Here is a 10,615-nt window from a genome sequence, read left to right on the forward strand (position 1 = left end):
TCATACTGGGCGTATTCGGGCGATCCGACAACGCAGCGAGGTGCCGTAGCTGTCGTCGTGCGCCCGCCGGGGATTACGGGACAGCCCTTAGGTCCCGGGCGGCGCCCCTGGTCGCGTGATCGCTCCGGCATGTCCCGCGCCGGGACAGCCGCCGCCCTGGGTCGCCGTGGCACGCTGGGGCGCCGATGAACCCGGGCCGCCGCTGGAGCCTCGATGACGAGTCTTGTCTTTGACCTGTACGTTCGCGCCACCCCGCAGGAGGTCTGGGCCGCGCTCACCGATCCGGCGATGGTGCCGCGCTGGCGTTTCGGCATGACCTTCGAGACCGACTGGCAGGCAGGCTCCCCGCTGACCACCCGGTCGCCGGACGGCCAGGGCAGCGTGCAGCAGGCGGTGCACGCTCAGCACCTCGTCTACGACTGGCACCAGACGGACCAGCCGGACCTCAACGGGGGCCGGCCGTCCGTCGTCTCCTACGAGCTCGACCCGATGGGCGAGGTCACGCATCTGAACGTGGTGCACGGCGGACTCGACCCGGAGGGCGAGTTCCTCAAGATCGTCAAGCCGGGCTGGCCGATGCTGCTGTCCAGTCTGAAGAGCCTCATCGAGACCGGGGAGCCGCTGAACTTCCCGGTGCAGGGCTGACCGGATTCCGGTTCGGGAAAAATCTTGCTCGAATTTCCGCGGGGATGTCGAAAACGCGGCGTGTGCTTCTACCTACCCGTGAGAGCGTCACGAGGGCGCCCCGCAGGACAAGGAGCGGACCATGAAGTACATGCTGCTGATGCAGTTCAGCGAGACGACCGTCGACTTCCCCCGGATCGACACCTGGACCCCCGAGGAGATCCAGGCCCACATCGCGTTCATGCATGACGCGAACAAGAAGATGGTGGACAGCGGGGAGTTCGTGGACGGGCAGGGCCTGGCGATGCCGGAGGCCGCGAGGATCGTCAGGGCCGGGGCCGCGGGCGGCTCGCCCGTCGTCACCGAGGGGCCGTTCCCGGAGACCAAGGAGTTCCTGGCCGGGTACTGGATCGTCGACTGCGAGACCGTGGAGCGGGCGGTGGAGCTGGCCGCGTTCGTCTCGGCCGCTCCCGGGCCGGGCGGCGCCCCGCTGAACATGCCGATCGAGGTGCGCCAGGTGATGTCGGCACCGACCGAGGACGTGTGAGCGCTGACCGGAGCCGACCGGACCGCCGAGGACCTGCTGCGTGAGCTTGCGCCGCAGGTCGTCGGCGTGCTCACGCGGCGGTACGGGGATTTCGGCGCCGCGGAGGACGCGGTGCAGGAGGCGCTGCTGGCGGCGGCGCTGCAGTGGCCGCAGGAGGGGCTGCCGCACAATCCCCGGGGCTGGCTGATCCAGGTCGCGAGCCGGCGTATGACCGAGCAGCTGCGCAGTGAGCAGGCGAGGCGCCGCCGGGAGGATCTTGCCGCACGGCGTGAGCCCTGGGACCGGCGCACGGCGCCCGCGGCGGACAGTGAGGCGGCGGTGGATGAGGACGACACCCTCACGCTGCTGTTCATGTGCTGCCACCCCGCGCTGACGCCGTCGGCGGCGATCGCGCTCACGCTGCGGTCGGTCGGCGGACTGACGACGACGGAGATCGCGCGGGCCTTCATGGTGCCGGACGCCACGTTGTCGCAGCGCATCAGCCGGGCGAAGCAGCGCATCAAGGCGTCGGGGGTGCCGTTCCGGATGCCCGACGAGGACGACCGGCAGCAGCGCCTCGACGCCGTTCTGCATGTCCTGTACCTCATCTTCAACGAGGGCTACGCGACGAGCGCCGGCCAGTACCTGCAGCGCGTCGAGCTGTCCCGGGAGGCGATCCGGCTGGCCCGGGCGCTGCACCGGATGCTCCCCGAGGACAGTGAAGTCGCCGGTCTGCTGGCGCTGATGCTGCTCAGCCACGCCCGGAGCGCGGCGCGGACCGGTCCGGGCGGTGAGCTGATCCCGCTGGCCGAGCAGGACCGCGGCCTGTGGGACGCCGAGGCCATCGCCGAGGGCGTCGCGCTGGTCACCGAGGCGCTGCCGCGGGGTCCGCTCGGGCCGTATCAGGTCCAGGCGGCGGTGGCTGCCGTCCACGACGAGGCGAAGACGGTCGAGGAGACCGACTGGCCGCAGATCCTCGCGCTGTACGGGGTGCTGGAGCAGCTCTCCGACAGCCCGGTCGTCTCCCTCAACCGAGCTGTGGCCGCGGCCATGGTGCACGGCCCTCAGGCGGGTCTGCGGATCGTTGACGCCCTGGAGGCCGGTGGACGTCTGGCCGGCCATCACCGGCTGTACGTGGTGCGGGCCCATCTTCTGGAGATGGCCGGCGAGCGCGAGGCGGCGGCCGAGAACTACCGTGCGGCCGCGAACCGTACGACGAGCCTGCCGGAGCGGCACTATCTGGCGATCCGCGCCGCCCGGCTCGGCGGTGGCCCGAACGGTGCGGATCAGCGGTGAGAGGCAGCGGTGGGCGGCACGGCTGAGGGCCTGGGCTCAGCGCGGCACGGCTGAGGGCCTGGGCTCAGCGCGGCACGGCTGAAGACCTGGGCTCAGCGCGGCACGGCTGAAGACCTGGGCTCAGCGCGGCACGGCTGAAGACCTGGGCTCAGCGCGGCACCCGGCGCGGCTCCGGCGATGTGCGGTCGGCCTGGTCCGGGCGGGGCGCCAGTCCCGGCGCCAGGGCCAGGGTGACCGCGACCGATACCGCGGCCATCACGGTCATCGCCGTCGCGGGCGAGGTGAACTGCGCGACGGAGCCCGCGAGCACCGCCGCGACGCCCTGCATCGTGAGCATGCCGGAGGTGTGCAGTCCGAGGGCGTGTCCGCTCAGCTCGTGTGGCGTCAGCGCCATCAGTTGTTCCTGGAGCAGAAGGCTGGCCGCGTAGCCGATGCAGGCGAGCACGACGGCGGCCACCGCGACCGGCAGCGCCGGGCGCGCGGCGAAGACGAGGAACGGAGCGGCGAGCAGCAGACGCAGCGGAGCGCCGAGGCGCTCGCGCCACCGCCGCGGGACGAAGCGTCCCACCAGGATGTCCCCGGTCAGCATGCCGAGTGAGGCCGAGGCCATCAGCAGCCCGGCGTGTGAGGGCGCGTAGGAGATGAAGAGGGCTTCGCAGCCGACGATCAGCCCGTTGGGCACCCAGAGGGCGAGATACACATAGCGGCGCGGCCCGGACGACCAGAGCAGCGCGTTGTTCCGCCAGGTCTCGGCGACCGACGGCCGCCCGGCGGCACGTGGCGACCGCTTGCCGAGACCGAACCGGGCCACGGCGGCGGCGATGACGTACAGTGCCGCGGCCGTGAGCAGCGTGACGCGCGGCGAGAGCACGGTGACCAGCACTCCGGCGACCGCGTACCCGCAGATCTGCATCGTGCCGACGGACATGTTGAGGACGGAACGGCCCAGCAGATAGCCGTCCGTCGTGAGGATCTCGTTGAGCAGTCCGCCCCGTACGCCGCCGCCGACGGCCGCGATGGTCCCGAGGCCGAAGAGGATCGCGAAGACGGCCCACACCGGCAGCCCGGGGACGGCCATGACCGCGGTGCCCAGCCCGAAGACCAGCGCCATCGCGGTGAGCGCGGCGCGCGGCGGCAGCCGGTCGGCCGCCGACAGGAGCATGGTCGCACCGACCACCTGGGCGAGCGAGGGCCCGAACATGGCCAGCGCGGAGAGCAGCGGGGAGCCGGTCGCCGAGTGGACCAGTGTGCCCATCGCCAGCCCGCTCACGGTCGAGGCCGCGATCTGCGTGGTGGTGTTGAGGAACAGGGGGGTGAACTCCGGTGTGCGGAACAGCTCTCGGTAGGTGCGCATGCCGGGAAGTCTCGGGCGACCCGGCGCGACGGCGTTACTGTTTCGCGGGGAGGCGAAACGATGGGTTGGTGGCAGGTCGGTACGGACACGCTCGCGGGCAGCCGCTTCGTCCTCTCACCGCTGGCCGAGGTCACGGCGAGTCTGATGGCTCTGGAGCGGCCCTCGGCCGCGCATCCGGGCGAGCGGGCGTGGCTCGACGCCCATCTGCCCGCGTATCAGGAGCGGTTGGCCGCCGACCCGGTCACGGCGCTCCTCGTGCGGGCGGCACTGGGCCACCGGTGGACGGCGGACTTCCTCACGCCGCCACCGGCGGGCGAGGGCGAGCCCGCCTTCGAGGACGAGCTGGTGCGGATACGCGACACTCCGGCCGGGACCGCCCGGGCGGACCTGGAGGTGTCGCTGGGTGGCCCGCTTCCGGGCCCGCTGCACCGCGGCGATCTGCCGGAGCGCGCGGCGGCTCTGCTGGAGTGGGTGTGGGCGGAGGCCGTGCTGCCGTACTGGGCCCGGCGCCGGCGGATCATCGAGGCCGATGTCCTCGCGCGGACGGGGCAGTTGAGCCAGGGCGGCTGGGCCGCCGTGCTGGACGCCATGCGCCCGGGGATGGGCTGGCTCGGCGAGGGCCGGCTGCAGATCAATGCGTACGACAACCCACCGCGGGAGATCTCCGGGGCGCAGCTGCTGTTCGTCCCCGTCACTCCGCGCCACGGCTGGGTCGCATGGGACCAGCCGCACCGGTACGCGGTGGTGTACCCGTGCTCGGGCACTCTGGCCGGGCAGCCGGACCGGGCATCGGCGCCCGAGTCCCTGGGCCGGCTGCTCGGGCCCGGCCGGGCGGCCGTCCTCGTGCTCCTCGGCACGCCGAAGAGCACGACGCAGCTGGTGGCGCTGACCGGCCAGGGGCTGGGATCGGTGGGCCGCCATCTCAAGGTCCTGCTCGACGCCGATCTGCTCGAACGGCGGCGGGCGGGCCGGTCCGTGCTGTACCACCGCACGGCCGCCGGTGAGGCCCTGGTGAAGGCCCAGGAGGGCCGCTGAGGCCGGTCGGCCGATGCCGCGGAAGCCGGTCGGCCGATGCCGCGGAGGCCGGTCGGCCGATGCCCCTGGGGCCGGTCAGCCGATGTGGAACAGCGGGCCGGTGATGGTCAGACCGAGGTCGTTGCCGACGTACGAGAAGAACGCGAGCAGCGCCAGCGCGGCTCCGCCCAGCGCCACGTCCTTCAGGAACATCACTTGCTCCAGCTGACGCGTCCCGGGATCGCTCTCCTTCCAGAACGGGTGCATCAGGACCGCCGTCGGGAAAACGAACACGGCGAGGAGCAGCGCTCCCAGGTCCGCCCAGATGCCGAGGGCGACACTCAGCCCCCCGAGCAGCAGGAGCACCCCGCTGAGTACGGTTGCCGGCACGGGAGCCGGCAGGCCCTTCGAGGCTGCGTACGCGCCCATCTCCTTGGACTTGGTGAGGTGCCCCACGGCCGAGGCGAGGAAGACCACGGCGAAAAGGATGCGTCCAATCAACACCAGGACATCCATGCCGACCTCCCGGAATCGGAACGGTTGAATCACTTACATTCTCCCCCGGGTCGTGGAAATGATCTGCCGGGAGCGTTCGCCGCAGGTCACGCGGGGGGCGGAAGAGGCGCCCCGGACCCTCCCCGGGTGCCCCCTCGGGGCGCGACAAGGGTTTTCCCCGTATCGCGTTCATCTCGCCGTTCCCTACTGTCTGCCGCACCGGCGATTCCCAGCCTCTGACTCGTGAATGTCAGGTGCATGTAAACGCAGTGTTTCGTCCGGTGGCGGCTCTTGACCAGGGGCCGTCGCGCCGGCGGCGGCGCACGGGCCCACCCAGCCCGGGGAGCCGTGAATCGCGACCCCCCACATCGCAAATCGCGATTCCCAGCGCCGCCCGCCGCGCTCCGCACCATCAGTTGAAAGGGAACATCTTGAACGGTTCCGGACGGAGACTCATATCCGTCGTGGCTGCGAGCGCCACCATCCTCGGTGTCGCCGCCACCTCTTCCGTGGCGTTCGCCGCCGCCCCGGGGGACCCCTCGCCGAAGCCCGCCCCGGCTTCGCAGTCGATGACCACCCTGCCGGCCGCGCCGGTCGAGAAGGTCATCGTCACCTACAAGTCCAAGACGGCCGAGGCCGGTTCGAACACGGCGGCCGCGGGCGACGCGAAGGCCAAGGGCGCCGAGACCGGCGAGGGCCTGTCGTTCGAACGCCGGCTCGCGGGCGGCGCCGCCCTGGTGAACCTGGGCGGCGAGGCCTCCAAGCAGGACGTCGCCGACGTCATGGCCGCCTTCCGCGCCGACCCGTCCGTCGCCTCGGTGGAGCCCGACATCCGCGCCTACGCGATGGCGGTCACCCCGAACGACACGGAATACACCAAGCAGTGGGACCTCTTCGAGGCCACCGGTGGAATGAACGTGCCGGGCGCCTGGGACAAGGCCACCGGCAGCGGCGTCACGGTCGCGGTCATCGACACCGGCTACGCCGCCCACTCGGACCTGGCCGGGAACGTCGTGTCCGGCTACGACTTCATCTCGACGTCCGCCGACGCCCGTGACGGCAGCGGCCGTGACGCCGACGCCAAGGACGAGGGCGACTGGAACGCCACCGACGGCGAGTGCGGCGCCGGGTCCAAGGCGAGCAACTCCTCCTGGCACGGTACGCACGTCGCGGGCACCATCGCCGCGACGACCGGCAACAGCAAGGGTGTCGCCGGTATCGCGCACAACGCCAAGATCCAGCCGGTGCGTGTGCTCGGCAAGTGCGGCGGCTCGTCCGCCGACATCGCCGACGCGATCACCTGGGCGTCCGGCGGCAGCGTCCCCGGAGTCCCGGCGAACGCGACCCCGGCGAAGGTCATCAACCTGAGCCTCGGTGGCGCGAGCTCCACCTGCCCGAGCGTCTACCAGAACGCCATCAACGGCGCCGTCTCGCGCGGCACCACGGTCGTCGTCGCGGCGGGCAACAGCAACGCCAACGCCTCCGGCTTCACCCCGGCCAACTGCGCCAACATCATCAACGTGGCGTCGACCAGCCGTGAGGGCAACCGCTCCTTCTACTCGAACTACGGCAGCATCGTCGATGTCGCCGCGCCCGGCGGTGAGACGCGTCGTGCCACCGACACGCCCGGCACCGTCACCACGCCGGAGAACGGCATTCTCTCCACGCTGAACTCCGGTGCCACCACCCAGTCCGCGGAGAACTACAAGCCCTACCAGGGCACTTCGATGGCCGCGCCGCACATCGCCGGTCTCGCCGCGCTGCTGGAGTCCGCCAAGCCGGCGCTGACCCCGGCCGACATCGAGTCCGCGATCAAGACCAACGCCCGTCCGCTGCCCGGCACCTGCTCGGGTGGCTGCGGCGCCGGTATCGCCGACGCGACGAAGACCGTGAACGCCGTCACCGGCACCACCCCGGGGGGGACGACGTTCACCAACGGGACGGATGTCGCGATCAGCGACAACTCGACCGTGTCCTCCTCGATCGCCGTCACCGGACGCACCGGCAACGCCCCCGCCGCCCTCAAGGTCGACGTGGACATCAAGCACACCTGGCGCGGCGACCTGGTCATCGACCTGATCGCCCCGGACGGGACCGTGCGCAACCTCAAGGCCTCCTCCGGCTCGGACAGCGCCGACAACGTCCTCGCGACGTACACGGTCGACGCTTCCAGCGAGGTCGCCAACGGGACCTGGAAGCTGCAGGTCCGCGATGTGGCCTCGGGTGACACCGGCTACATCGACACCTGGAGTCTCACTTTCTGAGACAGCCGCACATCGGCATCACTGCAGGTCAGGGGCGCGTCCACCGGCATATGCCGGGGGCGCGCCCCGTCCCCGCTCCGGTCCAGACCTGTCCGCATGCCGGACTAGGGGCCTGGACTGGGGCGATGTGCTTCGTATTCTCTGCTCGAACGGGCAGGGGGCCCGCGCACGCCGGAAGGTGGTGGTGGGTACGTGACGTCCGCGTCATACCTGCCCGTACGCCCTGCCGGCGTGGGGGGACCCCCGGCGCCGGTCGGCCGGGCCGAACTCCTCGACCGCCTCGAACGGGTCCTGGGCACCCGCGGGCGCGCCCTGCTGACCGGTCCCGCCGGGGTCGGGAAGTCGGAGGTCGCCCTGGCCGCCGCCGCCCGCGCCGAATCCCGCGGTGAGACCGTGCTCCGGCTGGCCACACTCCCCACCGACCGCGGCATACCCGGCGCCGCCGCCGCCGCGCTCGTCGCGTCGGTCTCGGCGAGCGTGCCCCGGCCCGCGGCCGGGGATCCGGGCGGCTCCGACGGGTCCCGCGCGCACGACATCCTGGAGGCGCTGCCCGGTCCGCAGCGCAGTGCCGTCGCCATGCTGTGCCGCGAGGCGCCGGTCCCCGAGAGCGGCTGGGACCCCATCGCCCTGCGGCTCGCACTGGCGCAGATCCTCCGGGCCTTCGCGGCGCGCGGCCCGGTCCTGCTCGTCGTCGACGGCGTCCAGCGGATGGACGCCGCGAGCGCCGATCTGCTGCGGTTCGCCCTGCATCTGGCGCCGCCCGCGCTGCGGGTGATCGCCGTGGAGACCCCGGAGGCGTACGGGCCGGGCTCCGACGCGGTCGGTCCGGAGCCGCTGTGGGTGCCGTCCGAGGCCGACGTCCTGAACGTGGCGCCGCTGCACGCCGACGAGATCGCCGAACTCCTCATCCACCACCGGCTGCCGTCCCGGATGGCCGGCCGCATTCACCGGGCCAGCGGCGGGAACCCACGGCTCGCGCTGGCGGTCGGCCGGTCCCTGGCCGACGCGCGGACGCCGGTGCACCATGCCGAGGCGCTGTCCCTGTCCGGGCGCGCCCGCGATCTCGCCCGTCAGCTCCTCGGTGTCACCTCCCCCGCCGTGCGCGACACCCTCCTGCTGGCGGCACTGGCGCTGCGCCCGACGGCGTCGCTGATCCGCCGCGCGGGGCGCCCCACCGCCGAGGCCGACCTGGCCGCCGCCGAGCGGACCGGTCTGGTCTCGCTCACGGAGGACGGGACGGTGGCCTTCACGGCCGGCGTGCTGCCGTCGACCCTGGTGCACGACGCCTGCTGGACCCAGCGCAGCGAGGGTCACGCGGCCCTGGCGCGGGTCGTGGACGACCCTGTCGAGGAGGTTCGGCACCGGGCGCTGGCCACGGACATCCCCGACGAGCAGCTGGCCGCCGAGGTCGCGGCCGCCGCCGACGCGGCGCGGCGCCGCGGGAACAGCGCGCTGGCCGCCGAACTCGCCCTGCTCGCCGCCGAGTCCACGCCCGGCCGGCACGGTGCCCAGCGGATCGCCCGCCTCGTCGACGCCGCCGAGGAGGCCGCCCGCGCCGCCCGGGCCGATCTGGCGATGCGCGCCGCGACCGACCTGCTCGCCCGCGACGCCGCACCGCCCGACCGGGTACGGGCGCGGCTCGCCGTGCTGGACACGGCCGGGCAGGGGCTGACGGGGCTCGACGAGATCTACGTGCATGCCACGGAGGACTCCGAGGGCGACACGGCGCTGAGGGCGGCCGTCCAGCTCCGGCTCGCGGTGAAGTACGTGCTGGCCGACGGCGATCCCGTACGGTCCCGGGCCGCCGCCGTCGAGTCCGCCGCGCTGGCCGGCTCGGTGGGTGACCCGCGGACGGCGGCCAGGGCACTGACCGTCCAGGCACGTATGGAACGCGTACTGGGCTCACCGGACGCGGAGCAGGTCCTCGCCGAGGCGCGGGCCCTCGAAATGATCGAGCGCCCGCTCGGCGTCCGGAACGCCGCCCAGATCCTGACGATCCGTCACGCCCTGTTCGACGACCGGCTCGCCGACGCCCGCGACCAGCTGAACGCCCTGCTGCCGCTGGTCGAGCGCCGAGGCACGGTCGAGGACGCCATCGAACTGTTCCGTACGCTCGCGGAGGTCGAGGCCCGGCAGGGCCAGTGCGCGGCGGCGCTCTCGCACGCCGGGCGGTCGCTCGCCCTGACCCTGGAGGCCGGCCTCTCCCCCGGGCCCGCCTGGTTCGCGCTGGCCCTCGCCGAGACCGCGGGCGGCAGCTTCGCCCGCGCCGCCAGCTACGCACGTCGCAGCGCCCAGGCCTCCGAGGAGGAGGGCGACCATGTCTTTCTCTCCCGCAGCCTGTACGCGCTCGGCCGGGTCCAGCTCGTCACCGGTGATGTGGCGAACGCCCTGGAGACCCTGCGCCGGGTCCAGGCGAGCGAGCGTGCCCAGTCGGCTGTCGACCCGTCCATGCTGCGCTGGCACGAGGAGCTGGCCGAGGCGCTGCTGGCGAACGACGCCCCGGAAGAGGCGGCGGACCTGCTCGCCGACGTCCGTCCGGTCGCGGAACGCCTCGGCCGGACGACCGTGCTGCTCGGCTGCGACCGGGCGTTCGCGCTGTATCTCGCGGCGGGCGGAAAGCACGGTGACGCGGCGGCACTGCTGACGGACACGGCCGAGGCCTTCGGCGCAGCGGGCCTGCCCCTGGAACGCGGCCGGTCGCTGGTCGCGCTCGCCCGCGTGGAGCGCCGCCGCCGCAGACGGTCGGCCGCCCAGAGCGCGCTGCAGTCCGCGGCCACGGTCTTCGAGCGGGCGGGTGCTGCGCCGTGGCTGGCGCTGGCCACGGAAACGCCGTCCGGCGCCGCCGACGCCGCCCCGTCCCGCAGCGGCGCCCTGTCCTCCCTGACGGAGGCGGAGCTGCACCTCGCGCAGCTGGTTGGTCAGGGGGCGAGCAACCAGGAGGCGGCGGCCCGGCTCTATCTGAGCGTGAAGACGGTCGAGGCCCGGCTCACGCGTATCTACCAGAAGCTGGACGTGCGTTCACGCGCGCAGCTGGCGACCGCG

At 72.8% G+C, this 10,615-nt stretch carries 8 protein-coding genes; 6 read left to right on the forward strand and 2 right to left on the reverse strand.

Annotated elements, in window-relative coordinates; translation table 11 throughout:
- Positions 1-213: 213 nt before the first annotated feature.
- The 3 genes from ACWGI8_RS30500 (at position 214) to ACWGI8_RS30510 (ending at position 2,446) form a co-directional block, all read left to right on the forward strand.
- On the forward strand, positions 214-645 hold the full coding sequence (locus tag ACWGI8_RS30500; RefSeq protein ID WP_453665779.1) for an SRPBCC domain-containing protein: 432 nt from the start codon (positions 214-216) through the stop codon (positions 643-645).
- Positions 646-766: 121 nt separating this feature from the next.
- The gene (locus tag ACWGI8_RS30505) at positions 767-1,171 is read left to right on the forward strand and encodes a YciI family protein (RefSeq protein ID WP_453665781.1); all 405 of its coding nucleotides are present in this window, start codon (positions 767-769) and stop codon (positions 1,169-1,171) included.
- Positions 1,172-1,174: 3 nt separating this feature from the next.
- The gene (locus tag ACWGI8_RS30510; protein WP_453665789.1) at positions 1,175-2,446 is read left to right on the forward strand and encodes an RNA polymerase sigma factor; all 1,272 of its coding nucleotides are present in this window, start codon (positions 1,175-1,177) and stop codon (positions 2,444-2,446) included.
- Between the two features lie 148 nt (positions 2,447-2,594).
- Here ACWGI8_RS30510 and ACWGI8_RS30515 read toward each other — a convergent pair whose 3' ends face one another.
- Positions 2,595-3,800, reverse strand: coding sequence for an MFS transporter (locus ACWGI8_RS30515; RefSeq protein ID WP_453665783.1), 1,206 nt, complete (start codon positions 3,798-3,800; stop codon positions 2,595-2,597).
- Between the two features lie 60 nt (positions 3,801-3,860).
- Between ACWGI8_RS30515 and ACWGI8_RS30520 the strand changes: the two genes are divergently transcribed.
- Complete coding sequence (locus ACWGI8_RS30520) at positions 3,861-4,835, forward strand: ArsR/SmtB family transcription factor (RefSeq protein WP_453665784.1); 975 nt, start codon at positions 3,861-3,863, stop codon at positions 4,833-4,835.
- Between the two features lie 75 nt (positions 4,836-4,910).
- Here ACWGI8_RS30520 and ACWGI8_RS30525 read toward each other — a convergent pair whose 3' ends face one another.
- Positions 4,911-5,330 (reverse strand): DoxX family membrane protein, encoded by a 420-nt coding sequence (locus tag ACWGI8_RS30525; protein WP_453665786.1) that lies wholly within the window; start codon positions 5,328-5,330, stop codon positions 4,911-4,913.
- Between the two features lie 443 nt (positions 5,331-5,773).
- Here ACWGI8_RS30525 and ACWGI8_RS30530 point away from each other — a divergent pair, with 443 nt between their 5' ends.
- Entirely contained in the window at positions 5,774-7,573 is a 1,800-nt protein-coding gene (locus tag ACWGI8_RS30530; protein WP_453665787.1) for a S8 family peptidase, read from the forward strand.
- A 192-nt stretch (positions 7,574-7,765) separates the two neighbouring features.
- A partial coding sequence (locus tag ACWGI8_RS30535; protein WP_453665788.1) for an AAA family ATPase occupies positions 7,766-10,615 on the forward strand: 2,850 nt, incomplete at its 3' end.

It is taken from the genome of Streptomyces sp. NPDC054841 (assembly GCF_053611045.1).

Excerpts from the sequence above, each read along its gene's own strand:
- ACWGI8_RS30500 (WP_453665779.1), top strand. The coding sequence starts at position 214 with ATGACGAGTCTTGTCTTTGACCTGTACGTTCGCGCCACCCCGCAGGAG.
- ACWGI8_RS30505 (WP_453665781.1), top strand. The coding sequence starts at position 767 with ATGAAGTACATGCTGCTGATGCAGTTCAGCGAGACGACCGTCGACTTC.
- ACWGI8_RS30515 (WP_453665783.1), bottom strand. The coding sequence starts at position 3,800 with ATGCGCACCTACCGAGAGCTGTTCCGCACACCGGAGTTCACCCCCCTG.
- ACWGI8_RS30520 (WP_453665784.1), top strand. The coding sequence starts at position 3,861 with ATGGGTTGGTGGCAGGTCGGTACGGACACGCTCGCGGGCAGCCGCTTC.
- ACWGI8_RS30525 (WP_453665786.1), bottom strand. The coding sequence starts at position 5,330 with ATGGATGTCCTGGTGTTGATTGGACGCATCCTTTTCGCCGTGGTCTTC.